Genomic DNA, 23,253 nt, shown 5'->3' on the forward strand with positions numbered 1-23,253 from the left:
GCATGAAAAACTATGATGTTATTCAACATTCTTTAGATGTACAAGGGGCAACCAATCAATTAGCTGAGTGTTTATCAGATTTAGAAAATCACAAAATCAAACTATATTCTATCAAAACATTATTAGCTCATAATTGGAAAGGGAACACTGCAAGCGAAATTGAAAGAAGATTAAGTGAAACTGAAGATAAATTAATGTATGTACTTAATCAATTTCAAAATATAGAAGGTGATTTAGAAAGATATAAAAGAAGTGTAGACAGTTTTGCCAATCAGTTTATGATGATGGGGCCAAAATATTAATTAATATCCTCTATATGCAAAATATAAAATGAGTCTTAATCTACATAGAAAGTTGGTTTTACTGTAAAAGGGTATATTTAATTGTAAGTGCTAGTCATTGCATCCCTTTTTAGGTAGATATTCAAAGTCACGATGATTGATGAATATGAAACATATATTGTTCTTGACATTAATATCCTCATATAATTTACATGGAATATAAAGGGTTTTATAGGCATGTCGAATATTTTCGATATGCTTATTTTTTGCCTAGTAAACCCGTTTTTTATAAATGTCGAAAAAAATTCCCGGCATATTTGTAAGCAAGAATATGGGGTTTTAAATATTTTTATAGTATTTTATAAATTATCTAAATAATTATTTGTATCAAATAATTTTAAACAGTGATATAATTTTGAAGAGGGGTAAAAAACAGATAAAGAACAGTCATAGGGGTGAATTACATGGAACAATTAATGCGCAATTCGTTTCTTTTTTTATCAAAAAATAAAGCGCTAACAAAACTGGCTAAAAAGTACGGTTTACGCTTTGGCGCGGGTCGCTTCGTCGCAGGGGAGACGATTGAATTAGCGACAGCAGCAATTAAAGCATTAAATAAGCAAGGGCTTTGTGTAACGATCGATTATTTAGGTGAATTCGTTGATAACGAAGCGGAAGCAAATGAAATGGCTAGCGAATCGATTGAAGCGATTCGTGCAATTGGAAGAGAAGGTCTTAATTCGCAGCTTTCTTTAAAGATGACTTCTATGGGATTAGATATCTCTGATGAAATCGTAATGAACAATATGCGCCGTATTTTAGAAGCTGGAAAAGAAAACGGTGTGTTTATTACAATTGATATGGAAGACTATACGCGCTGCGGAAAAACAATTGATATCTTTAAACAGTTAAAATCTGAATACGATAATATTGGTACTGTTATTCAAGCTTACTTATATCGTACAGAAAAAGATATGGAAGAATTAAATGCTTATAGTCCTAATTTACGTCTTGTAAAAGGAGCCTATAAAGAGCCTGAAGAGGTAGCGTTCCCGGATAAGAAAGATGTAGATGATAACTATAAAAAAATTATTAAAATGCACTTATTAAATGGAAATTATACTGCAATTGCTTCACATGACGAAGCGATTATTGAATATACGAAAAAACTTGCCGAAGAACACAATATTCCAAGAGACCAATTTGAATTCCAGATGTTATATGGTATTCGTAATGAGCGTCAACTTGAGCTAGTAAAAGAAGGTTACAAAATGCGTGTTTACGTGCCTTATGGAAACGACTGGTATGGCTACTTCATGCGTCGTCTAGCAGAGCGTCCAGCAAACGTTGCGTTCGTATTAAAAGGTATGGTTAAAAAATAACCAAGGAGAAAATACTCCTTGGTTATTTTAATTGCTGAAATGCGTAGTGCGCCATTTTCTTCGTATCAGGGTATAGCTGCGTACGAGTAGAAGATAACACGACGTTAATGACGCGTTTACCGTCTTTTTTATCAACTGTTACGACTGTGTATTTTCCGAGTGCTGATAGACCACTTTTACTTCCAATCGCATATGGATCGTCATATAGTTCTTCTCGTCCATAGTTTGCAATTTTTGGAGAGCGCTCTGAAGTATGTAGAGTAGTATGTGTTGAATTCATATAATCTAAAACAATTGGATACTTTAATGCTTCTTTCGTAATAATAGCAATGTCATAAGGTGATACTTTATTTCCAAGTGCATCAGCACCGCTTGCATTTTTGAAAGTTGCATGCTTCGTCCCGAGTTCCTTCGCCCTAGCATTCATCATTTTCACAAACTCATTTTTTGATCCTGCGATATGTTCTGCAATTGACTCAGCGATAGGGTCTGCACTAATGATAAGCATAAGTTTTAATGCCTCATCACGTTTTAATTTTTCACCAGCACGAAGCTTAATCTTCTTACTTTGACTTTCTGTTTTTATTGCGTTTTCTGTAACTGTAATTTCCTCATCTTCTTTTACATTCTCAAGTAAGAGAAGAGTTGTCATCATTTTGGCTATACTAGCCGGATAAGAGCGCTCATCCTCGCGTTTTCCATACAAAATTTCACCTGTGTCTGCATCGATTGTAATTCCATATTGCCCAGTAATACTAGGTTGATCCGCTCTTACGGCTTGTTGTCTGTGAGCATAAGAGAAGAAAATCATCCCTGTAAACAGTGTAGCAATCATTACAATCATAACTATTGTTCGTTTCATTATAATTCCCTCTTTTGTTCCAAATAAATTGGGCAGAAAAAGCAGCCATTAATCATTATGCCACGTTCTCTGCCCAAAAATATAGCGTTATTTTTCGCCCATATTATGCTTCTTATATTGTTGGTTATTACCTTGACGCCCTTTTTCAACACCTTGATTATGCGGGCCTGCATTTCCAGTTACGCTTGCTGCGCTAATTCCAGCTTTTGAAGGGTTCTTCTTAAGTTTTGCCATATATATTCCTCCAGTTTCGTCAGATTATAAAAAGGAAAAGTGCATTTTAATGAAGAAAATACACATGTATAGCATAGCCAAATGAAAGAAATATATTTATTTCAGAAAATTTTATCAATAAATATATTGCGAAAATTCAAACTGTATCATATATTTATTAGTAGAGGCTCACTCATTGATTGCGACTTATGTCGAAAAATTGAATGAGCATTCATTCAAGAATAGGGGGAGAAATGGATGTTCCAAATTAAAAAGGCTGCTGTTCTAGGTTCAGGCGTAATGGGTTCAGGAATTGCGGCACACTTAGCTAATATTGGTATTCCGACATTATTGCTTGATATTGTACCACCTGCGCTTACGAAAGAAGAAGAAGCGAAGGGACTTACATTAGAACATAAAAGTGTGAGAAATCGTTTTAGTAATACGGCTGTGCAAAAACTATTAAAGCAAAAACCAGCTCCTCTGACAGTGAAAGGAAATTTAGCACTGATTGAAGCAGGTAACTTAGAAGATGATCTTGAGCGTCTAGCTGATGTAGATTGGATTATTGAAGTAGTAGTTGAGAACTTAGATATTAAAAAGAAACTATTTGAAAAAGTAGATGCTGTTCGTAAACCAGGCTCAATTGTGAGCTCAAATACATCAGGCATTTCCGTTGAAAAAATGGCAGAGGGTCGTTCAGACGACTTCCAGAAACACTTCTTAGGCACACACTTTTTTAACCCACCACGATATTTAAAACTTCTAGAGGTAATACCGACGAAAGAAACTGATCCACAAGTATTAAGCTTCATGAAACTATTTGGCGAAGACGTTCTTGGAAAAGGCGTTGTTATCGCAAAAGATACACCAAACTTTATTGGAAACCGCATCGGTACGTATGGCTTGCTTGTAACATTACAAGAAATGATTAAGCGCGGCTATAGCATTGGGGAAGTTGATTCTGTAACAGGCCCACTTATTGGTCGTCCGAAGAGCGCAACGTTCCGTACATTAGATGTTGTTGGTTTAGATACATTCGTACACGTTGCAAATAACGTATATGAAAACGTAAAAGAAGAAGAGCGTGATGTATTTAAAGTACCAGCTTTTATGCATGACATGCTTGATAAAAAGTGGCTTGGAAGCAAAACAGGTCAAGGCTTCTTCTTAAAACAAGGAAAAGAAATTTTAGAACTAAATCCTGAAACGATGGAATACGAAGCTCGCAAAAAATTAAAAGCTGCATCTATCGAGTTAAGTAAACAAGAAAAAGGTTTATCGAATAAATTGAAAGCGCTTGTATACGCGAAAGACCGCGCAGGAGAGTTGTTATGGAACATCATTACACCGACTCTTTTATACTCTGCAAAACTTCATAAAGAAATTGCTGACGATATCGTTGCAATTGACCAAGCCATGAAGTGGGGCTTCGGCTGGGAGCAAGGACCATTTGAAGTTTGGGATGCAATTGGCGTTGAAAAGTCCGTTCAAAAGATGGAAGAAAGTGGTGCAGTTGTTCCGACTTGGGTGAAAGAAATGGTAGAGAAAGGTTTCACTACTTTCTACAAACATGATAACGGAGATAGCTACTATTATGATAATGGCGAATATAAGCTAATCGAACGTAATAAAAAGGCAATTTCTCTTAAGCAATTAAAAGCGAAAAATGGCGTATTAAAGAAAAATAGCGGAGCGAGCTTAATTGATTTAGGTGACGGTATCCTTTGCTTAGAATTCCATTCGAAGAGCAATGCAATCGGTATGGATATTACGCAAATGATTAACTACGCTGTTGATGAAGTAGAAAAGAATTATAAAGGTCTTGTTATCGGTAACCAATCGAAGAACTTCTGCGTTGGTGCGAACCTAGCAATGATCTTAATGGAAGCACAAGATGACAACTACTTTGAAATTGAGTGGGTTGTGAAAAACTTCCAAGATGCAATGACGAAAATTAAGTACTCTTCTAAGCCAGTCGTAGCAGCACCATATGGTATGACGCTTGGTGGAGGTACAGAAGTTTGCTTACCAGCTGCTAGCATTCAAGCTTCTAGTGAAACGTATATGGGCTTAGTAGAAGTTGGTGTTGGCTTAATCCCTGGCGGAGGCGGTAATAAAGAGCTATACATTAAACACTTAAATAAAATGCCAAACGGTGTAGAGTTTGATCTGCAAAAAGTTGCGAATAAAGTATTCGAATCTGTAGCGATGGCGAAAGTTTCTACATCAGCACAAGAAGCTGTCTCGAACAACTTCTTAGGCGATAAAGACGGTATTAGTGTGAATGGTGATCACTTACTATATGATGCGAAACAAAAAGCACTTGCTTTATATGAAGCTGGCTATAAAGCACCAATCCGTAAAAAGATACCAGTTGTTGGTGAAACAGGATATGCAACGCTTGTACTTGGTGCAGAAGCAATGCATTTATCAGGTTACATTTCTGAACATGATCTTCACATTGCGAAAAAACTTGCATATGTCATTGCGGGCGGAAAAGTGCCGTACGGAACAGAAGTTGATGAGCAGTATTTATTAGATGTAGAACGTGAAGCATTTATTAGCTTAGTAAGTGAGATGAAATCACAAGCAAGAATGCAGCACATGCTTGTAAAAGGAAAGCCATTACGTAACTAATAACGAGGGGAGATATCGTTCATGAGAGAAGCTGTCATTGTTGCGGGAGCAAGAACACCAATTGGAAAAGCAAAGAGGGGTTCATTAAAAACAGTTCGTCCTGACGATCTAGGGGCATTAGTAGTAAAGGAAACGTTAAAGCGTGCGAATTATGAAGGACCAATCGACGATCTAATCTTCGGTTGTGCGATGCCAGAAGCAGAGCAAGGGTTAAATATGGCCCGTAATATCGGCGGACTAGCAGGACTTTCTTATGATGTTCCAGCTATTACAATTAACCGTTACTGTTCTTCAGGGTTACAAAGTATCGCTTACGGAGCAGAGCGCATTATGCTTGGTCACTCGGAAGCTGTATTATCAGGCGGAGCGGAATCAATGAGTTTAGTTCCGATGATGGGACACGTTGTTCGTCCAAATAGTCGCCTTGTAGAAGCAGCTCCAGAATATTATATGGGTATGGGACATACAGCAGAGCAAGTTGCTGTGAAATATGGAATTTCTCGTGAAGAACAAGATGCATTTGCAGTAAGAAGTCATCAACGTGCTGCGAAAGCATTAGCTGCAGGGAACTTTGCTGATGAAACAGTATCTGTAGATGTAACGTTACGTACTGTTGGATCAAACAACAAACTGCAAGAAGAAACAATCATTTTCGCACAAGACGAAGGTGTAAGAGCAGAAACGTCGCTAGACATTTTAGGTAAATTACGTCCAGCATTTAACGTTCGCGGTTCTGTAACAGCTGGTAACTCTTCACAAATGAGTGACGGTGCAGCATCTGTACTATTAATGGATCGTGAAAAAGCAGTGAGTGATGGCATGAAACCACTTGCAAAATTCCGTTCATTTGCAGTAGCTGGCGTACCACCAGAAGTAATGGGAATCGGTCCAATCGCTGCAATTCCAAAAGCGTTAAAATTAGCTGGCTTAGAGCTATCTGATATCGGTCTATTCGAACTAAACGAAGCATTCGCTTCACAATCGATCCAAGTTATTCGTGAACTTGGTTTAGATGAGGAAAAAGTAAACGTAAACGGCGGTGCAATCGCACTTGGACATCCACTTGGCTGTACAGGAGCAAAACTAACACTATCCCTTATTCACGAAATGAAACGCCGCAACCAACAATTCGGTATCGTAACAATGTGTATCGGCGGCGGAATGGGAGCAGCGGGAGTATTTGAATTACTATAAAAAGTGGAAGCGGCTCGCTCAGAATGTGAGGGGGATGGAGCTTCAGACGTAGAGGCGCTCTTTGCCTCGCAGGAAGAAGCGAAGCCACCGAACATTCTAGCCGCTGGAACTAGATTATAAAAAGTGCAGGTGGCTCGCTCAGAACGAGATGACGCTAATGCAAAGAATGGAAGCAACAAAGGTTTATAAAAAATAAACGGGAGAGCCAGCTTCTTTCAAAATGAGAGAAGCGGCTTATGGAAATATGAAGGAGGAAATTTTCATGGAAAAAACAGTAGGAAATGCGGTTAAAGGCGGTAGCTTTTTAGTTGATGAGATTACGATTGATCAAGTGTTTACGCCAGAGGATTTTTCATCTGAGCATAAAATGATTGCAAAAACGACAGAGGACTTTATCGTAAATGAAGTTCTTCCAGAGCTTGAATATTTAGAGCAACACGAGTTTGATCGTTCTGTGCGTCTTTTAAAAGAAGCTGGTGAACTTGGTTTATTAGGCGCTGACGTACCAGAAGAGTACGGCGGAATTGGTCTTGATAAAGTAAGCTCAGCGTTAATCGCAGAGAAATTCTCTCGCGCAGGTGGCTTTGCAATTACTCACGGTGCTCACGTAGGTATCGGATCATTACCAATCGTATTATTCGGTAACGAAGAGCAAAAGAAAAAGTATTTACCATTACTTGCAACTGGTGAAAAATTAGCTGCATACGCATTAACAGAGCCAGGTTCAGGATCTGACGCATTAGGTGCAAAAACAACTGCACGTTTAAATGCTGAAGGTACACATTACGTATTAAATGGTGAAAAACAATGGATTACAAACTCTGCATTCGCTGATGTATTTGTTGTATATGCAAAAATAGATGGTGAGCACTTCTCAGCATTTATCGTAGAGAAAGAGTATCCAGGCGTATCTACAAGCCCAGAAGAAAAGAAAATGGGTATTAAATGTTCTTCAACTCGTACGTTAATTTTAGAAGATGCATTAGTACCGAAAGAAAATCTACTTGGTGAAATCGGTAAAGGTCATATTATCGCGTTCAACATTTTAAATATCGGTCGTTATAAATTAGGTGTTGGTACAGTTGGATCTGCGAAACGTGCAGTAGAAATTTCAGCACAATATGCAAATCAACGTCAACAGTTCAAACAACCAATCGCTCGCTTCCCATTAATTCAAGAGAAACTTGCGAATATGGCAGCAAAAACATATGCAGCTGAAAGCTCTGTATATCGTACAGTAGGTTTATTCGAAAGCCGCATGAGCACATTATCTGAAGAAGAAGTAAAAGACGGTAAAGCAGTAGCAGCTTCTATCGCTGAATATGCAATTGAGTGCTCTTTAAATAAAGTATTCGGTTCTGAAGTATTAGATTATACAGTAGATGAAGGTGTTCAAATTCACGGTGGTTACGGATTTATGGCAGAGTACGAGATTGAAAGAATGTACCGTGATTCTCGTATTAACCGTATTTTCGAAGGAACGAACGAAATTAACCGCCTAATCGTACCAGGTACGTTCTTACGTAAGGCGATGAAAGGTGAATTACCACTTCTTCAAAAAGCACAAAAATTACAAGAAGAGTTAATGATGATGATGCCAGAAGAAGTAGGCGATGAGCCATTAGCACTTCAAAAGTATTTAGTAACTAACGCGAAGAAAATCGGTTTAATGGTAGCTGGATTAGCTGCTCAAAAATACGGTAAAGCATTAGATAAAGAGCAAGAAATTCTTGTGAATATCGCTGACATCGTAAGCAACCTTTACGCAATGGAATCAGCTGTTCTTCGTACAGAAAAAGCAATTAAAACAACTGGTCTTGAAAAGAATAAACAAAAAGTGTTATACACTGAAGTATTCTGCCAAGAAGCATTCAACGAAATCGAAGCAGATGCGAAAGAAACACTTATCGCAGTTGAAAATGGCGACATGCTGCGCATGATGTTATCATCATTACGCAAATTAACACGCCACACGCCACTTAACGTAATTCCGAAGAAACGTGAAATCGCTGCGAAAATTTTAGAAGATGAGCGTTACACAGTTTAATACCTTTAAAGAACAGTAGTCGTTTATACGACTACTGTTCTTTTTTTTTGAAAAAATGAAATTTTTAGTGACATAAAACTAATGCCGTTAGTATAATAAAACTAATAGCATTAGTTTTTCGGAAAGGGAGCTGGAAATATGAGAATGATACATGAAAAAACGGTATATCAATTGTCATTTTTACCAAGAGTGTTTCCTGTGAATTGTTACTTTGTGGAGGAAGAAGATGGTTTAACTTTAATTGATGCAGCTTTGCCATATAGCGCAAAAGGTATTTTACAGGCGGCTGAGAAAATAGGGAAACCAATTACTAAGATTGTATTAACGCATGCGCATGATGATCACATCGGTGCGCTAGACGAATTAAAAGAAGTACTTCCTGATGTCCCAGTCTATATTTCTAAGCGGGACGCAAAGCTGTTAGAGGGAGATACGTCGTTACAAAAGGATGAACCAAATATACCAATAAAAGGCGGTGCACCTAAAAAGGTAAAAACGGTACCTGATGTTTTATTGGAAGATGGCGATCGAGTTGGATCGCTTCTTGCGATTATGACACCGGGACATACGCCAGGATCCATGTCGTTTCTTGATGTACGAAATAAAGCTCTTATTGTCGGGGATGCCTTCCAAACAAGAGGAGGTATGGCTGTTTCGGGACAAATGAAATTTTGGTTTCCGTTTCCTGCGATGGCAACGTGGAGCAAAGAAATATCATTACAAAGTGCAGAGAAGCTAAGAGAATATGAGCCTTCCTTGCTTGCGGCGGGACATGGAAAAATGATAAAGGATCCAGGCGCTGCTATAAAACTTGCTATTAAGGAAGCTAAGCGGAATATGGAAAGTAGAAAAGAGGTTTAATTGATGTCACCGAGAATCGGACTTACATTACAGAAAATTGTAGAAACAGCAGCAGAAATTGCAGATATAAATGGAATACAAGAAGTAACGTTAGCTTCATTAGCGCAAACATTAGGGGTGCGTTCTCCCTCGCTATACAATCATGTGAAAGGGTTACAAGATGTACGGAAAAATCTTGGTATGTACGGAATAAAAGAGCTGCATAACAGACTGGAAGAAGCGGCCGAGGGTAAACGTATGGATGAAGCAATTCATGCTTTAGGAGAAGCGTATGTAGCATTCGTACGCAAACATCCTGGATTATATGAAGCGACTTTTTTACGAGATGAAGAAGTAAGAAAAGCAGGTGACGGAATTGTAAAGCTTTGTCTTCATGTTTTACAACAATACGGCTTAGAAGGAGAGAATGCACTTCATGCGACGCGTGGATTCAGAAGTATTTGTCATGGGTTTGCGTCGATTGAACAGCAGGGTGGATTTGGTTTGCCACTAGATTTAGATACAAGTTTACATGTATTATTGGAGACATTTATTAAAGGATTACACGTAATGAGAGATTGAATAAGAGGCGAGACAACATGAAACCTTAGGAGCGATTCTAAGGTTTTTTAGTGCATAGGATTCCAAAAGAACGGTAGGTGGGCGGATTGAAGTTTCACTTTATCTGTGTTAAAAATAGTTTACATGATGTTAAAAATAAATTACAATTAAAATATAGAAAATAATGTAAAACGAGGAGAGGTTATGAAACAGAGTGGGAATTTACAAAATAATCTCGTTGTACTCAGAGCAGAAAAACGCTGGTCACAAACGGATTTAGCGAACAAAGCTGGGGTAAGTAGACAAACGATCGCATCAATTGAAGCAAATCGTTACAATCCATCTTTAATTTTAGCTTTTGAAATTGCGCATATTTTAGGTAAGGAGTTTCATGAAGTTTTTCAATATAAGATAGAGGGGGAAACGGAATGAGTATTGTAATAGGGATAATAATCTCAGTAGCAGGACTAATAGGTGTTTTATATTCAACACGTTTTCAGAAGAATGAGGGGGAAGATGAGAGAGGCGAGCATATTACAGGGAATGCAGCTAAAATTTCATTGTTTGTATTTTTATTTCTATATTTAATTATCTTTTTAATCGGGAATCTATATTCATTGACAGGCGAACAGTATAAGTTAGCAAATGCATTTTTATTAGCTGGAGTACTTTGTTCGTATGCTTTAACTATCGTAGTTTTAAAAAGAAGATATTAACTGGAAAAGAGTCTCTAATGGTTTAGAGGCTCTTTCTTGTTAAATGATATTATTTTGCAGGTTTGAAAAATGTGTATATGGCTAAGAAAAAGCAAACGAAACTGAATGCAATAGGATCTTGATAGGGGGTAGGTTCAGAGCCTTTCTGGATTTCTGTAAGGAATTCATGGGTTTTCATAGTCGTTGCTCCTTTGTTATGTAGAGTTTATAAAAGGGTGTTTTTCATTAAACTAACGCTTACCAATAGAGTTGCACTAATAAATATTAAGAAAAAAGTGGTATTACGATTTCTATAGTTGTTAAGCGCAATGAACAAAAAACCAATGAGAAATAACATATGTAAAGGTATGGAAGTGAATAGTGGTTTTAAAGTTGATATATCAATCAACAATTTTACATACAGGATTGCATAAACTATTAAGAAGATAGCTTTAAAATGTTTTTGCATAAGCACACCTACCTACTATGCTATGGGTTGTTTGGGGATTATATTGTTGTTATAGGTTACCTATTGAAAATTTGTATTTTTCTGTAATTATAACATTTTATTGGATTTATAAATAGGCGTGATTGATTTGAAATGTAAGAAAGCTTTTTAATGAATATGATTTAGAAAGAGCAGAATACTAAAGGAGAATGAAAGAAGAAAGGTAGGAGTATCCTATGCAAAATTTAACAGAGCTTGAAGTAGAAAACTTACGCCATTTAATTGGTGGACATGCAACAATTATTAATAAATTAGACCAGTATGCACAGGCTTGTACAGATCCACAACTGAAACAAATGTTACAAAAGGATGCACAAGATGCACGAAATACGAAACAGCAATTAATGACTTTCCTAGGATAGGAGGAAGTGAAAGATGAATGAAAAAGATATGGTAAATGATTATTTAGCAGGATTAAATGCAAGTTTAACAAGTTATGCAAATTATATTTCTCAGTCTGATAATGAACAGTTACATCAAACGTTAATTCAAATTCGTAATCAAGATGAGATGCGTCAACGTAATATGTATGAATACGCAAAGCAAAAGAGTTATTATAAACCGGCAGCACCTGCTAACCCAATGATTGTACAGCAATTAAAAGGTCAATTAAGTGCGGAATAATGGGATGAAAAAACGAGCGAATGAAGTCGCTCGTTTTTTTGTTTTGGGCATGTCAATAAATATATAATAAATATTTTTCCAGTTGTAACAAATATGACGAAAATGGAATATAACAATTCACAAAAAGGACAAAAGTTTGCTCAATATTTCACAAAGTATCCATGGTTTCTATCGTGGGAATCTATATAATTAGGGGTGTAAAGAACAAAAGAAATAGATTATATGATCAATTAGGAGAGATTGCTATGAAACGAAATACAAGAAAAATTGCAATTATCGGTACTGGATTAGTTGGATCAAGTTGTGCATATTCCATTGTCAATCAAGGCATTTGCGAAGAGCTATTATTAATTGATATAAATCATGAACGTGCAGTTGGGGAAGCAATGGATTTATCACACTGTATTAACTTTACAAATACAAGAACAAAAGTATATGCAGGAAGCTATGAAGACTGCAAAGATATGGACATTGTAATTATTACAGCAGGACCAGCGCCGAAGCCTGGACAAAGTCGTTTAGACACTTTAGGGGCAAGCGCTAAGATTATGGAGAGTGTTGTGAATGGCGTAATGGAAAGTGGATTTGATGGCATTTTCTTAATCGCATCGAACCCAGTTGACATTATTACATATCAAGTTTGGAAATTATCTGGTTTACCAAGAAATCGTGTACTTGGTACTGGCACATCACTAGATTCTTCTCGCTTAAGAACAATTTTATCTGAAATGTTACATGTAGATCCTCGTAGTATTCATGGGTATTCATTAGGAGAGCATGGTGATTCTCAAATGGTTGCTTGGTCTCACGTAACTGTTGGTGGAAAGCCAATTCTGCAAATTTTAGAGGAACAAAAAGAACGATTTGGTGAAATAGATTTAGATGAAATTGTTGAGAAGACTGCAAAAGCTGGATGGGAAATTTATAAGCGTAAAGGAACTACTTATTACGGAATCGGAAATTCCCTAGCATATATTGCCCGCTCAATCTTCAATGATGATCACCGTGTTATCGCTGTTTCAGCTATTTTAGATGGCGAATATGGCGAATACGATATTTGTACAGGAGTACCAGCAATTATTACTAGAGACGGTGTAAGAGAAGTGGTAGAACTGAATTTATTAGAAGATGAAGAAAGCCGCTTTGCGAAATCAAACGATGTTTTACGCGATTATATGAAGACAATTGGTTACTAAATTATAGGAGAAGGTGAAACAAATGAAGGAATATATAATGTCTCGTGTGTTTAAAGCTTCTGCCGGAATCGCACAGGGTATTTTCGTATCCCTTGGAATTGGTTTACTGATCGAAAATATAGGAAGAATTGTTGATATCCCATTACTTATTACAATCGGAGTTGTTGCAAAATCACTTATGGCACCAGCAATTGGAGCCGGAATTGCTTTTATGCTTGGTGCAAACGGACTCGTAATTTTCTCAGCAATGGTAGCCGGAGCAATTGGAGCAGGTTCCATTTCAATTACTGAAGCTGGTCTCATTATTAAAACAGGTGAACCAATCGGTGCGTTATTAACAGCGACTTTAGCAGTTTATATTGGTAAACGATTAAGCGGAAAAACTGCTTTAGATATGATGCTCGTTCCATTTGCAGCAATATTAGGTTCTGGTTTAGTCGGTATTTGGTTAGCTCAAAATATTAGCCCAGTTTTAAATGCAGTTGGAGCATTCATTAAAGATAGTTCAGCTGGTAGCCCGTTCGTCGCTTCTATCGTGATTGCTGTAGTTTGGGGATTATTACTTATCTCTCCAGCTTCATCAGCTGCTTTAGCGATAGCACTTAGCTTAGATGGTGTTGCAGGAGGAGCAGCACTTGCAGGATGTGTTGCTCAGTTTATCGGATTCTCTGTTATCTCAGCGAAAGAAAATAATTTAGGTGGCATATTAGCTCAGGCACTTTGTACTCCAAAAGTACAATTACCGAACATTACTAAAAATCCAATGATTCTCGTCCCAACTGTCGTCGCCAGCGCTATAGTAGGCCCAGTATCAGCATTAATTTTCCAACTGGAAGCAGGGAAAGAAATTGCAGGTCTTGGATTAAGTTCTCTTATCGCACCAATTAATTTAATTTCCAGCCAAGGATGGGAAGTTGTCCCAGCGATGGTAATCACTTATATCATCATTCCAGTAGCTGTTTCTTATATACTTTACATTGCTCTTAAAAAAACAGGTCGTATTCATTCTGGTGATATGACTGTACCGCAATCTTAAATTGAAAATCTCCTTAATATAGAGAAAAGCAGACTGAAGAAGCCACAGTCTGCTTTTTACATTTTTTGATTTTGTTTTACTGGAACACGTACTGTTTCTTTTGCTAATAATAGCTGAACACCGAAGTATAGTACGCTTGCGAGTGTCATTCCAGAAACGGCATCTACAAAAGCATGTTGCTTTGTAAATAGCGTTGATAAAATAATAAGAGTACCGAAGAACGTAAGGATGTAATACTCAAAAGCATGTTGTTCTCTACGTCTAAAGGCAGCTAACATAATTATAAAGGTGGTAAGGACATGAATGCTTGGGAAACAGTTTACTGGTTGATCAATACTATAAATATAGCGGACTAGTTCGGAAAATACGTCCGTTCCAACGACTGTTGGACGTGGTACAGTTGTCTGCCAAAAATAATAAATAGAAAAACAAGCAAGTTTTCCAAGAATTACACTACTTAAAGTGACATAATATTGCTTTCGATCAGCAAAACAGTAATAAATAAGTGCGCCGTATAAGTAAGGAAACCAAAGTAAATAAGGAATAATAAATGCTTTCACAAATGGAATCCAATCATCTACTACAGTTGTGACATCCACTGCGTGAACAGTGGATTTATTTAATACATCGTAAAGGGGACTTACGAGCACGAGTAGAAGTATATAACTTAACGGAAGAAAAGATGAAAGTTTAAAATTCTTCATGATAAGCTCCTATGTTTTAGTAATGTAAGTAAATTCAATTGATTATAATATAGAAAATCCAATTGGGCTATCGATTTCACTTACATTTTCTTGAATTTACCTTACATTTTTGTCACTTGACTTAAAAGAGGGAGAGGGTGCTAAATGAAGCGTTCATTTTATTTCTTAGTTTTTATATTGTTATGCCTAGTGAGTACTGGGTGTGCAAAGGATAAAGAAGGAGAGAAATTAGAATACAACGGGAGAGCACTCGTAATTGGAGTTGTTGGTGAAAAGCCGAAAGATACGTTTAGGAATATAAAGTTTGAAAATGTGAAGTTAGAGGAATTGGAAAAGAAATCTAAGGAAGTGGATGGTTTTCTAATAATGAAAAATCACTTTCAAGAGGCCTCAACAGAGCAGTATAAAGATGTATTTTCATCGCTAAAGAAACCAGTATTTTTTATTGGTTTACAAGATAAATCATATTCAACTTTTATTACAAAAGGGATAGAGTATAACAGTGCACGAAAAGATGTAAATGCTATGTATACGCAAGGTTTTGCAAATATCGGAAGTGGTGAAGGACAACAATGGGCAGTTGGTTTATCGAATGGTGGAAATACAGAAGAAAGTATTCATAATATGTATATCGTAGTATTTCAAACAATTGCAGATTATTTGAATAGATGATGAAGGAGCCTGTAAACGAGGCTTCTTATTTTTTTAAGAAACGTTTGTTTAAGATGTATGTTCGGTAGGAAGAAATCGATGCAGCTCAAGGGTTAACAAAGAAAAATGTGGAATTAATCAAACGTTTGTTTAAGATGTATGTTCGGTAGGAAGAAATCGATGCAGCTCAAAGGTTAACAAAGAAAAGTAGGAAATTAATCAAACGTTTGTTTAAGATGTATGTTCGGTAGGAAGAAAGCAATGCAGCTCAAGGGCTAACAAAGAAAAATAGGTAGTTAATCAAACATTTGTTTAAGATATATGTTAGGCGGGTGATGAGAGAAGAATCTAAAAAATTTATATATTTATTTTTTCTTAACAAATGGCGGAAAAATAAGAAAAATTAGCAGGATTATTAAAAATTATCACGAAATAAGTAAAAGTTTAGCGAATAATCGTTTGAAATAATAAAACGTTTTCTATATGATAAAGGTAAAGGTAAGTAAAAAAGTAGGTGAATTTATGACAGTAACATTTTATTCATATCCAAAGTGTGGCACATGTCAAAAAGCAAAAAAATGGTTTGAGGCAAATGATGTAGCATATGAGATGATTCATATTGTTGAAAATCCACCGTCAAAAGAAGATTTACGTAATTTACATGAGAAAAGTGAATTGCCATTAAAAAAATTCTTTAATACAAGTGGAATGCGTTACCGCGAACTTGGTTTAAAAGATAAGTTAAAGGATGCAAGCGAAGACGAAATGTACGAGCTTTTAGCATCTGATGGCATGTTAATTAAACGTCCAATTGTAACAAATGGAACGAGTGTAACACTTGGTTTTAACGAAGAGCAGTTTGAAAGTGTGTGGAAAAAGTACCAATAAGGTATTTTTACATAATTAATACATTCACTGGAGGTACAGTCATGAGCATTCCAAATAATTTACGTTACTCTGAAGAACACGAATGGGTAAAAACAGAAGGTAATGCGGTTGTTATCGGTATTACTCATTTTGCGCAAGGTGAGTTAGGCGATATCGTATTCGTTGAACTTCCTGAAGTAGGTGCAACAATCCAAGCTGACGAGCCATTCGGAAGCGTAGAATCTGTTAAAACAGTTTCTGAATTATACGCACCTGTAAGTGGTAAAGTTGTAGCAGTAAACGAAGAATTAAGTGACCAACCAGAACTTGTTAACGAATCTCCATACGAGGGTGCATGGATGGTTAAAGTTGAACTTTCTGATGCAAGCCAAGTTGAGAAGTTATTAACTGCAGAAAAATATGCAGAAATGACAAACCAAGACTAATTATAGTCGACTAAAGGACAGCCTTTGTGCTGTCCTTTTTTATGTTGTGTTACATAATGAATTTGAAAGCACATATATATTAATTATCATATAGGAGAAGATTTTTGAAAAACTTTTTCGCAGATGTTTCATGTTGATTGAGCGGGTTTTGTTTTTTATTGTGATCCAGCTCCAGCGGCTAGATTGTTCAGTGGCTTCGCTTCTTCCTACAAGGCAAAAAGCGCCTTTACGTCAGAAGCTCCATCCCCCTCACAATCTGAACGAGCCGCTTGCGCTTTTCTTTTGCAAAAATAAACAGGAAACAACATGAAAATAACGAATATACTATATACTAAGTTAAAGGTTGTATAGTATATGGTGATCGGGTGATGACATATGATTTATGTGGAAAAAGTCATTATTGTAGAAGGTAAATCAGATAGAAGAAAGATTGAATCTATTATTCGTGAACCGGTGGAAATTGTTTGTACAAATGGTACAATTGGTTTGTCGAAAATGGATGAGCTCATTGATCAATTTTTTGATAAGGACGTATATGTGCTAGTGGATGCTGATGATGCTGGAGAAAAGTTAAGGAAACAATTTCGAAAAGAATTTCCGCAAGCAGAGCATATTTATATTGATCGCTCGTACCGAGAAGTGGCAACTGCGCCATCTTCACACTTAGCAAATGTATTATGGGGAGCTGACATTGACGTTTATACAGAATATTTACGGTAAGGAATGATAGAAGTGATTGATTGGACAGGAGCCGAAGCTACAGCCCTAATAGAGAACGAAGAAAAAACAGTGTTATATGTATATACTCCAATGTGTGGAACATGCCAATTAGCAAAAAAGATGTTAACGGTTGTCGAGATGACGATTGAAGATTTGAAAATTGGAATGTTAGATTTAAATTATGCTCCGCATTTAGCGAAAGAGTATGGAATCGAAAGTGTGCCGTGTTTACTTATTTTTGAAAATGGGACACTGATGAAGAAGATATATGCATTTCATTCGGTTGAATATTTATATACGGAATTAAAGTAGGCGGCAAAGTTTTTGCCGCCTCGACATATTTCTTGGGAAATATGTCGAGATGCAGGGTGGTTACAGTATTTGTCGAGCGAAAATTACAGGATTGCTCTTTAGTGAGAGGGAATGGTATGTGTAATAGAAAGTGATATGAAGGATGTGATTTAGGGTGAAATTATATTCTTTGCTACAATCATTTGTAAATTACGCTAATGGTCAATATCATTTAGAACCGCTTTTAAGACAAGGAGAAAGAACTGTTAATTTTCGTTTTGGAGATGAATGCTGTTCATTACAAATTTCAAGGGATTATATTGAACTTTTGAAAGAGGAAAGAGGAACAGAACAAATCGTGTGTTTAGGGGAAGAGGATGTAAAACGTTTGGTGAGTGGAAATATAAGGTTACAGACGTTAATGAGCGATGGGCGTGTGCAATATTCGGGAACGTATCGAACGATGTTGTTAATTGAATCAATGTTTCATATATGTAAGCCGATGTCAGTGGGTGCTTAAAAGTCTGAAGTTTCTTTTTTTGCGAAAATTTCTGTTGACATGGCGTATGGATATTGATACAATTCAATTCATAAAATATAGACAATTTCATAAATTACAAATCAGACGAAAATTTAATCTGATTTCTCTTATCAAGAGAGGTGGAGGGACTGTGCCCTGTGAAGCCCGGCAACCGTCAACTTATGTTGAAATGGTGCCAATTCCTGCAAAGCAAATGCTTTGAGAGATGAGAGAGAGGGATAATGTTGTTATATACGCATATAAACCTTTCTGCTTCTCTAAAAGCGGAAAGGTTTTTTTGTTGTTTGAATGTGGAGGACATTCAAATAATAAGAGGAGTTATACCGATGGACTACACGCATCAAAAATAAAAAAATTGCGGAGTCTATCCAAAGTTTTATGAAATCTAGCTCCAGCGGCTAGAATGTTCGATGGCTTCGCTTCTTCCTATGAGGCAAAAGGCGCCTCTACGTCAGAAGCTCCATCCACTTCACATTCTAAACGAGCCGCTTACGCTTTTTAAACAAAAAAGGGGTGAACATCATGATCTTATTAGAAAATGTAAAGAAAATATATAAGGCAAAAAGCGGTGATGTCACTGCTGTAGATAACGCCAACTTACAAATAGAGAAAGGCGAAATATTTGGTGTTATCGGATATAGTGGCGCTGGGAAAAGCTCTTTAATTAGATTGTTTAATCAGTTAGAGAAACCAACGTCTGGTCAAATTACAATCGCAAATCGTGTAATTTCAGCAATTACAGGAAGTGAACTTCGTAAGGCAAGACAAGAAATCGGAATGATTTTTCAGCACTTCAACTTACTTTGGTCACGAACTGTACGCGAAAATATCGAATTCCCACTCGAAATTGCGGGTGTGGATAAGGCGAAGAGAAGAAAACGTGTTGATGAGTTAATTCATCTCGTTGGATTAGAAGGAAGAGGAGACGCGTATCCATCTCAGTTAAGTGGTGGACAAAAGCAGCGCGTTGGGATTGCAAGAGCGTTAGCAAATAATCCACAAGTACTTTTATGTGACGAAGCAACGTCAGCTCTTGATCCAGAAACGACGGATCAAATTTTAGATTTATTATTAGACATTAATAAGCGCCTCAACTTAACAATTGTATTAATTACACATGAGATGCACGTGATTCGGAAGATTTGTAATCGAGTTGCTGTAATGGAGAAAGGGAAAATCGTAGAAACAGGTCCAGTACTTGACGTATTCCGTAATCCAAAGCAGGACATTACAAAACGCTTCGTACAGCAATTAACTGATTCTGAAGATACGAATGAAACGATTGAAAGCTTAATAGAAAAGTATCCAGATGGAAAAGTAATTCGCTTGCAGTTTGTCGGTGAGGCTGTAGAAAGACCAGTACTTCAAAGATTAATGCAACGCAGCGATATAGAAGTTAGCATTTTGCAAGGAAACATCGCACAAACGAATAATGGTTCTTACGGAAGTTTAGTTGTTCATTTAAATGGTGAGGAAACAGCGATCCAGCACGCGATAGAAGGAATTCATCAAGATCAAGTAGAGCTGGAGGTGATTGCACATGGATAAGTTAATCGCAAATATTGATTGGAATCAAATGTTAGAAGCAACTGGTGAAACGTTATATATGACGGCAATCGCAGCGCTTGCCACATTTGTTTTAGGACTTATTTTAGGACTATTACTCTTTATGACAGCGAAAGATAATTTATGGGAAAACAAAGCAATTAATACGGTGATTGGAGCGTTCGTAAACATTTTCCGTTCGATACCGTTCATCATTTTAATTATTTTATTAATCCCGTTCACAAAGATTCTTCTTGGAACAATACTCGGAGCGAGTGCAGCGCTGCCAGCTTTAATTATTGGTGCAGCACCGTTTTACGCGAGAATGGTTGAAATCGCGCTTCGCGAGATTGATAAAGGTGTAATTGAAGCTTCAAAAGCGATGGGAGCAAAAACAAGCACAATTATTTTGAAGGTGTTAATTCCAGAATCGTTACCAGCGTTAGTATCTGGTATTACGGTTACAACAATTGCTTTAGTAGGCTATACAGCAATGGCAGGAGTTGTTGGTGCTGGTGGCCTTGGAACACTTGCTTATCTAGAGGGGTTCCAGAGAGGAAATAACGATGTAACAATCGTTGCGACAATTTGTGTATTACTAGTTGTATTTTTCATTCAGTGGATTGGTGATAGTTTAACGACTCGAATAGATAAAAGATAATGAAAACAGGGGGATATTTCAAATGAAAAAATTATTACTTACAGCACTTATTACAACTTCAATTTTTGGGCTAGCTGCTTGTGGCGGGAAAGATAAAGATGAAAAGAAACTAGTTGTTGGTGCTTCTAACGTACCGCACGCTGAAATTTTAGAAAAGGCAAAACCGTTACTTGAGAAAAAAGGAATTGAGTTAGAAATTAAAAAATTCCAAGACTACGTGTTACCGAATAAATCGTTAGCAGATAAAGAATTAGATGCTAACTACTTCCAGCACATTCCGTATTTAGAAAAAGAAATTAAAGATAAGAAATATGATTTTGAAATAGCAGGGAAAATTCATTTAGAACCGATTGGTGTGTATTCTCAAAAATATAAGAGCTTAAAAGAACTTCCAGATGGAGCGACAATTATTATGAGTAATTCTGTTACTGATCATGGTCGTGGTTTAGCAATTTTACAAAAAGAAGGCATTTTAAAAATTAAAGACGGAGTAGAGCCAGTTAAAGCAACTCCAAAAGATATTGCAGATAATCCGAAAAACTTAAAATTCAAAACAGATATTGAGCCGGGTCTATTGCCACAAGTGTATAACAATAAAGAAGGCGATGCGGTTTTAATTAACTCTAACTATGCAATCGATGCGAAATTAAACCCAGAAAAAGATGCAATTGCAATTGAAGGCGATGATTCTCCATACGCAAACGTAGTAGCTGTTCGTAAAGGCGATAAAGATAAAAAAGAGATTAAAGCTCTTGTAGAAGTACTGCATTCTAAAGAAATTGAAGACTTTATTAATAAAGAATATAAAGGGGCAGTTGTTCCTGTAAAAGAATAATTGCTGAAAAAGGGCTGGTGTATGCCGGTCCTTTTTTTACTACATAACTATAGGGGAGAAGGGGACATCATATGAAAAAGATTCTATTGTCAGTTGTTACAGCATTATCTGTATTTACACTAGCTGCTTGCGGGGGAAAAGAGGAGAATAAGCTTGTTGTTGGAGCTTCTAACGTACCGCACGCTGTTATTTTGGAAAAGGCACAGCCGATACTAGAGAAAAAGGGCATTAAATTAGAGATTAAAAAGTTCCAGGATTATGTTCTGCCGAATAAAGCGTTAGCGGATAAAGAAATTGATGCGAACTACTTCCAGCACATTCCGTATTTAGATAAAGAAATTCAAGAAAAAGGATACAAAATTGTAAATGCAGGAAAGATTCATTTAGAGCCAATGGGCATTTATTCTAAGAAATATAAAAGCTTAAAAGAACTTCCAGATGGCGGAACAGTTATTATGAGTAATAACGTAGCTGAGCGTGGCCGTATGTTAGCGTTATTACAAAAAGGCAGCGTTATTAAATTAAAAGATGGTGTAGATGTTGTTAAGGCAACAGTAAAAGATGTTGTAGAAAACCCGAAAAATTTAAAGTTTAAAACAGATGTAGAGCCTGGACTTTCACCGAAGCTGTACGAAAACAATGAAGGTGATGCTCTATTTATTAATTCAAACTACGCAATTGATGCGAAATTAAATCCAACAAAGGATGCAATTGCAATTGAAGGATCAGACTCTCCTTATGCAAATATTATTGCAGTTCGTAAAGGTGACGAGAAGAAAAAAGAAATTAAAGAACTAGTAGAAGTACTACATTCAAAAGAAATTCAGGACTTTATTAATAAAGAATATAAAGGTGCTGTACTTCCGGTAAGTGAATAAATGTAAGGGAAGGACTGGAAAATTACCAGTCCTTTTTTCTTTATATAAATAAGAAGAAAGGTGTATCATATAAGGATGCAAGGGAAATACTTATATACATTTGTGAAAAAATTGTTACTTTTTTTCGTCGTTTGCGATATCATTTTATTTGATATAAAATTAGAATGAGAATAAAATGAGAATATGAACGTTTTAGGAATTTTTAAAATGTATATAGAGGATTAATGGAGGTATTGAGATGGCTGGTTCTACATTAACGGTTAAAGACTTACACGTATCAATCGACGGTAAAGAAATTTTAAAAGGTGTAAACCTTGAAGTAAAAGGTGGAGAAATCCACGCAATTATGGGACCTAACGGAACAGGTAAATCAACTTTATCTTCTGCAATTATGGGTCACCCAAAGTATGAAGTAACAGAAGGTAGCATCATCATCGACGGTGAAGATGTATTAGAAATGGAAGTAGACGAGCGCGCACAAGCAGGTCTATTCTTAGCAATGCAATATCCAAGTGAAATTAGTGGAGTAACAAACGCGGACTTCTTACGTTCTGCAATTAATGCACGTCGTGAAGAAGGCGATGAAATTTCTCTTATGAAATTTATCCGTACTTTAGATAAAAACATGGAATTCCTAGAAATGGATCCAGAAATGGCACAACGTTACTTAAACGAAGGTTTCTCTGGTGGAGAGAAAAAACGTAACGAAATTCTTCAATTAATGATGATTGAGCCAAAAATCGCAATCTTAGATGAAATCGACTCAGGTCTTGATATCGATGCATTAAAAGTTGTATCTAAAGGTATTAACCAAATGCGCGGCGAAGAGTTCGGTTGCCTAATGATTACGCATTACCAACGTTTATTAAACTACATCACTCCAGACTTCGTTCACGTTATGATGAACGGTCGTATCGTTAAATCTGGTGGCCCTGAGCTTGCACAACGTCTAGAAGCTGAAGGTTACGACTGGATTAAAAAAGAATTAGGTATTGAAGACGAAACAGCAGAGCAAGAAGCGTAAGAGAGGAGCAT

Annotated in this window: 27 protein-coding genes and 1 riboswitch; of the genes, 24 read left to right on the forward strand and 3 right to left on the reverse strand. The window is 36.7% G+C overall.

Translation table 11 applies throughout. The features are described from left to right. Nucleotides 1-2 precede the first annotated feature (2 nt). Nucleotides 3-302: a hypothetical protein gene (locus Q3V31_RS21355; RefSeq protein WP_329767074.1), complete on the forward strand. Its 300-nt coding sequence runs from the start codon at nucleotides 3-5 to the stop codon at nucleotides 300-302. Nucleotides 303-745: 443 nt separating this feature from the next. Further along, on the forward strand, nucleotides 746-1,663 hold the full coding sequence (locus Q3V31_RS21360) for a proline dehydrogenase family protein (RefSeq protein ID WP_000436766.1): 918 nt from the start codon (nucleotides 746-748) through the stop codon (nucleotides 1,661-1,663). A 22-nt stretch (nucleotides 1,664-1,685) separates the two neighbouring features. Here Q3V31_RS21360 and Q3V31_RS21365 read toward each other — a convergent pair whose 3' ends face one another. Together Q3V31_RS21365 and Q3V31_RS21370 are read right to left on the reverse strand one after the other, a co-directional pair. Further along, on the reverse strand, nucleotides 1,686-2,525 hold the full coding sequence (locus tag Q3V31_RS21365) for a D-alanyl-D-alanine carboxypeptidase family protein (RefSeq protein ID WP_071734595.1): 840 nt from the start codon (nucleotides 2,523-2,525) through the stop codon (nucleotides 1,686-1,688). Nucleotides 2,526-2,612: 87 nt separating this feature from the next. Beyond that, the gene (locus Q3V31_RS21370; RefSeq protein WP_001096346.1) at nucleotides 2,613-2,759 is read right to left on the reverse strand and encodes a YuzL family protein; all 147 of its coding nucleotides are present in this window, start codon (nucleotides 2,757-2,759) and stop codon (nucleotides 2,613-2,615) included. 237 nt (nucleotides 2,760-2,996) lie between these two features. Between Q3V31_RS21370 and Q3V31_RS21375 the strand changes: the two genes are divergently transcribed. The 11 genes from Q3V31_RS21375 to Q3V31_RS21425 all read left to right on the forward strand — a co-directional run bounded on the left by Q3V31_RS21375 (nucleotide 2,997) and on the right by Q3V31_RS21425 (nucleotide 14,079). Continuing rightward, complete coding sequence (locus Q3V31_RS21375; protein ID WP_329767078.1) at nucleotides 2,997-5,378, forward strand: 3-hydroxyacyl-CoA dehydrogenase/enoyl-CoA hydratase family protein; 2,382 nt, start codon at nucleotides 2,997-2,999, stop codon at nucleotides 5,376-5,378. Nucleotides 5,379-5,399: 21 nt separating this feature from the next. After that, nucleotides 5,400-6,572 (forward strand): acetyl-CoA C-acetyltransferase, encoded by a 1,173-nt coding sequence (locus Q3V31_RS21380; RefSeq protein ID WP_001206340.1) that lies wholly within the window; start codon nucleotides 5,400-5,402, stop codon nucleotides 6,570-6,572. A gap of 262 nt (nucleotides 6,573-6,834) precedes the next feature. After that, complete coding sequence (locus Q3V31_RS21385; protein WP_000416295.1) at nucleotides 6,835-8,619, forward strand: acyl-CoA dehydrogenase family protein; 1,785 nt, start codon at nucleotides 6,835-6,837, stop codon at nucleotides 8,617-8,619. A gap of 138 nt (nucleotides 8,620-8,757) precedes the next feature. Then, nucleotides 8,758-9,480, forward strand: coding sequence for an MBL fold metallo-hydrolase (locus Q3V31_RS21390; RefSeq protein ID WP_329767084.1), 723 nt, complete (start codon nucleotides 8,758-8,760; stop codon nucleotides 9,478-9,480). 3 nt (nucleotides 9,481-9,483) lie between these two features. After that, complete coding sequence (locus tag Q3V31_RS21395; protein WP_000074930.1) at nucleotides 9,484-10,041, forward strand: TetR/AcrR family transcriptional regulator; 558 nt, start codon at nucleotides 9,484-9,486, stop codon at nucleotides 10,039-10,041. A gap of 183 nt (nucleotides 10,042-10,224) precedes the next feature. Further along, complete coding sequence (locus tag Q3V31_RS21400) at nucleotides 10,225-10,452, forward strand: helix-turn-helix transcriptional regulator (RefSeq protein ID WP_000813830.1); 228 nt, start codon at nucleotides 10,225-10,227, stop codon at nucleotides 10,450-10,452. Then, complete coding sequence (locus Q3V31_RS21405) at nucleotides 10,449-10,736, forward strand: DUF2178 domain-containing protein (protein WP_000029290.1); 288 nt, start codon at nucleotides 10,449-10,451, stop codon at nucleotides 10,734-10,736. The genes Q3V31_RS21400 and Q3V31_RS21405 overlap by 4 nt, the downstream gene beginning before the upstream one ends. Before the next feature lie 663 nt (nucleotides 10,737-11,399). Beyond that, nucleotides 11,400-11,585, forward strand: a complete 186-nt coding sequence (locus tag Q3V31_RS21410) for a hypothetical protein (protein ID WP_001180550.1) — start codon at nucleotides 11,400-11,402, stop codon at nucleotides 11,583-11,585. A 13-nt stretch (nucleotides 11,586-11,598) separates the two neighbouring features. Further along, nucleotides 11,599-11,847 (forward strand): spore coat protein, encoded by a 249-nt coding sequence (locus tag Q3V31_RS21415; RefSeq protein ID WP_001002991.1) that lies wholly within the window; start codon nucleotides 11,599-11,601, stop codon nucleotides 11,845-11,847. Nucleotides 11,848-12,092: 245 nt separating this feature from the next. After that, nucleotides 12,093-13,043 (forward strand): L-lactate dehydrogenase, encoded by a 951-nt coding sequence (locus Q3V31_RS21420; protein WP_002079696.1) that lies wholly within the window; start codon nucleotides 12,093-12,095, stop codon nucleotides 13,041-13,043. 22 nt (nucleotides 13,044-13,065) lie between these two features. Further along, nucleotides 13,066-14,079 carry a PTS sugar transporter subunit IIC gene (locus tag Q3V31_RS21425; RefSeq protein ID WP_000666165.1) on the forward strand — a complete coding sequence of 338 codons (1,014 nt, stop codon included), beginning with the start codon at nucleotides 13,066-13,068 and terminating at the stop codon, nucleotides 14,077-14,079. Nucleotides 14,080-14,135: 56 nt separating this feature from the next. Here Q3V31_RS21425 and Q3V31_RS21430 read toward each other — a convergent pair whose 3' ends face one another. After that, nucleotides 14,136-14,783 (reverse strand): phosphatase PAP2 family protein, encoded by a 648-nt coding sequence (locus Q3V31_RS21430; RefSeq protein ID WP_000787715.1) that lies wholly within the window; start codon nucleotides 14,781-14,783, stop codon nucleotides 14,136-14,138. 144 nt (nucleotides 14,784-14,927) lie between these two features. Between Q3V31_RS21430 and Q3V31_RS21435 the strand changes: the two genes are divergently transcribed. From Q3V31_RS21435 to sufC, 11 genes are all read left to right on the forward strand, one after another. Continuing rightward, complete coding sequence (locus Q3V31_RS21435; RefSeq protein ID WP_000830433.1) at nucleotides 14,928-15,455, forward strand: hypothetical protein; 528 nt, start codon at nucleotides 14,928-14,930, stop codon at nucleotides 15,453-15,455. A 501-nt stretch (nucleotides 15,456-15,956) separates the two neighbouring features. Continuing rightward, a complete protein-coding gene (locus Q3V31_RS21440) occupies nucleotides 15,957-16,322 on the forward strand; it encodes an arsenate reductase family protein (RefSeq protein WP_000218970.1) in 366 nt (121 codons plus the stop codon). A 41-nt stretch (nucleotides 16,323-16,363) separates the two neighbouring features. After that, entirely contained in the window at nucleotides 16,364-16,747 is a 384-nt protein-coding gene (gene gcvH, locus Q3V31_RS21445) for a glycine cleavage system protein GcvH (protein ID WP_000026895.1), read from the forward strand. 375 nt (nucleotides 16,748-17,122) lie between these two features. Continuing rightward, nucleotides 17,123-17,467, forward strand: coding sequence for a toprim domain-containing protein (locus Q3V31_RS21450; protein ID WP_000640865.1), 345 nt, complete (start codon nucleotides 17,123-17,125; stop codon nucleotides 17,465-17,467). Between the two features lie 3 nt (nucleotides 17,468-17,470). Beyond that, complete coding sequence (locus Q3V31_RS21455; RefSeq protein WP_289397594.1) at nucleotides 17,471-17,779, forward strand: thioredoxin family protein; 309 nt, start codon at nucleotides 17,471-17,473, stop codon at nucleotides 17,777-17,779. Between the two features lie 154 nt (nucleotides 17,780-17,933). Next, entirely contained in the window at nucleotides 17,934-18,278 is a 345-nt protein-coding gene (locus Q3V31_RS21460) for a hypothetical protein (RefSeq protein WP_000781227.1), read from the forward strand. 125 nt (nucleotides 18,279-18,403) lie between these two features. Continuing rightward, nucleotides 18,404-18,511: riboswitch (SAM riboswitch) on the forward strand. A 310-nt stretch (nucleotides 18,512-18,821) separates the two neighbouring features. Beyond that, nucleotides 18,822-19,847, forward strand: a complete 1,026-nt coding sequence (locus Q3V31_RS21465) for a methionine ABC transporter ATP-binding protein (RefSeq protein ID WP_329767097.1) — start codon at nucleotides 18,822-18,824, stop codon at nucleotides 19,845-19,847. After that, nucleotides 19,840-20,505, forward strand: a complete 666-nt coding sequence (locus Q3V31_RS21470; RefSeq protein WP_002089380.1) for a methionine ABC transporter permease — start codon at nucleotides 19,840-19,842, stop codon at nucleotides 20,503-20,505. The genes Q3V31_RS21465 and Q3V31_RS21470 overlap by 8 nt, the downstream gene beginning before the upstream one ends. A 22-nt stretch (nucleotides 20,506-20,527) precedes the next feature. Next, nucleotides 20,528-21,340, forward strand: a complete 813-nt coding sequence (gene metQ, locus Q3V31_RS21475; protein WP_329767098.1) for a methionine ABC transporter substrate-binding lipoprotein MetQ — start codon at nucleotides 20,528-20,530, stop codon at nucleotides 21,338-21,340. Between the two features lie 71 nt (nucleotides 21,341-21,411). Beyond that, nucleotides 21,412-22,218, forward strand: a complete 807-nt coding sequence (gene metQ, locus Q3V31_RS21480) for a methionine ABC transporter substrate-binding lipoprotein MetQ (protein WP_283790902.1) — start codon at nucleotides 21,412-21,414, stop codon at nucleotides 22,216-22,218. Between the two features lie 238 nt (nucleotides 22,219-22,456). Beyond that, nucleotides 22,457-23,242: a Fe-S cluster assembly ATPase SufC gene (gene sufC, locus Q3V31_RS21485; protein WP_000929162.1), complete on the forward strand. Its 786-nt coding sequence runs from the start codon at nucleotides 22,457-22,459 to the stop codon at nucleotides 23,240-23,242. Nucleotides 23,243-23,253: the final 11 nt, after the last annotated feature.

This window comes from Bacillus nitratireducens (assembly GCF_036320425.1).
GTDB lineage: Bacteria > Bacillota > Bacilli > Bacillales > Bacillaceae_G > Bacillus_A > Bacillus_A nitratireducens.

Coding starts and splice junctions, on each gene's coding strand:
- Q3V31_RS21355 (WP_329767074.1), top strand. CDS start 3: ATGAAAAACTATGATGTTATTCAACATTCTTTAGATGTACAAGGGGCA.
- Q3V31_RS21360 (WP_000436766.1), top strand. CDS start 746: ATGGAACAATTAATGCGCAATTCGTTTCTTTTTTTATCAAAAAATAAA.
- Q3V31_RS21365 (WP_071734595.1), bottom strand. CDS start 2,525: ATGAAACGAACAATAGTTATGATTGTAATGATTGCTACACTGTTTACA.
- Q3V31_RS21370 (WP_001096346.1), bottom strand. CDS start 2,759: ATGGCAAAACTTAAGAAGAACCCTTCAAAAGCTGGAATTAGCGCAGCA.
- Q3V31_RS21375 (WP_329767078.1), top strand. CDS start 2,997: ATGTTCCAAATTAAAAAGGCTGCTGTTCTAGGTTCAGGCGTAATGGGT.
- Q3V31_RS21380 (WP_001206340.1), top strand. CDS start 5,400: ATGAGAGAAGCTGTCATTGTTGCGGGAGCAAGAACACCAATTGGAAAA.
- Q3V31_RS21385 (WP_000416295.1), top strand. CDS start 6,835: ATGGAAAAAACAGTAGGAAATGCGGTTAAAGGCGGTAGCTTTTTAGTT.
- Q3V31_RS21390 (WP_329767084.1), top strand. CDS start 8,758: ATGAGAATGATACATGAAAAAACGGTATATCAATTGTCATTTTTACCA.
- Q3V31_RS21395 (WP_000074930.1), top strand. CDS start 9,484: ATGTCACCGAGAATCGGACTTACATTACAGAAAATTGTAGAAACAGCA.
- Q3V31_RS21400 (WP_000813830.1), top strand. CDS start 10,225: ATGAAACAGAGTGGGAATTTACAAAATAATCTCGTTGTACTCAGAGCA.
- Q3V31_RS21405 (WP_000029290.1), top strand. CDS start 10,449: ATGAGTATTGTAATAGGGATAATAATCTCAGTAGCAGGACTAATAGGT.
- Q3V31_RS21410 (WP_001180550.1), top strand. CDS start 11,400: ATGCAAAATTTAACAGAGCTTGAAGTAGAAAACTTACGCCATTTAATT.
- Q3V31_RS21415 (WP_001002991.1), top strand. CDS start 11,599: ATGAATGAAAAAGATATGGTAAATGATTATTTAGCAGGATTAAATGCA.
- Q3V31_RS21420 (WP_002079696.1), top strand. CDS start 12,093: ATGAAACGAAATACAAGAAAAATTGCAATTATCGGTACTGGATTAGTT.
- Q3V31_RS21425 (WP_000666165.1), top strand. CDS start 13,066: ATGAAGGAATATATAATGTCTCGTGTGTTTAAAGCTTCTGCCGGAATC.
- Q3V31_RS21430 (WP_000787715.1), bottom strand. CDS start 14,783: ATGAAGAATTTTAAACTTTCATCTTTTCTTCCGTTAAGTTATATACTT.
- Q3V31_RS21435 (WP_000830433.1), top strand. CDS start 14,928: ATGAAGCGTTCATTTTATTTCTTAGTTTTTATATTGTTATGCCTAGTG.
- Q3V31_RS21440 (WP_000218970.1), top strand. CDS start 15,957: ATGACAGTAACATTTTATTCATATCCAAAGTGTGGCACATGTCAAAAA.
- gcvH (WP_000026895.1), top strand. CDS start 16,364: ATGAGCATTCCAAATAATTTACGTTACTCTGAAGAACACGAATGGGTA.
- Q3V31_RS21450 (WP_000640865.1), top strand. CDS start 17,123: ATGATTTATGTGGAAAAAGTCATTATTGTAGAAGGTAAATCAGATAGA.
- Q3V31_RS21455 (WP_289397594.1), top strand. CDS start 17,471: ATGATAGAAGTGATTGATTGGACAGGAGCCGAAGCTACAGCCCTAATA.
- Q3V31_RS21465 (WP_329767097.1), top strand. CDS start 18,822: ATGATCTTATTAGAAAATGTAAAGAAAATATATAAGGCAAAAAGCGGT.
- Q3V31_RS21470 (WP_002089380.1), top strand. CDS start 19,840: ATGGATAAGTTAATCGCAAATATTGATTGGAATCAAATGTTAGAAGCA.
- metQ (WP_329767098.1), top strand. CDS start 20,528: ATGAAAAAATTATTACTTACAGCACTTATTACAACTTCAATTTTTGGG.
- metQ (WP_283790902.1), top strand. CDS start 21,412: ATGAAAAAGATTCTATTGTCAGTTGTTACAGCATTATCTGTATTTACA.
- sufC (WP_000929162.1), top strand. CDS start 22,457: ATGGCTGGTTCTACATTAACGGTTAAAGACTTACACGTATCAATCGAC.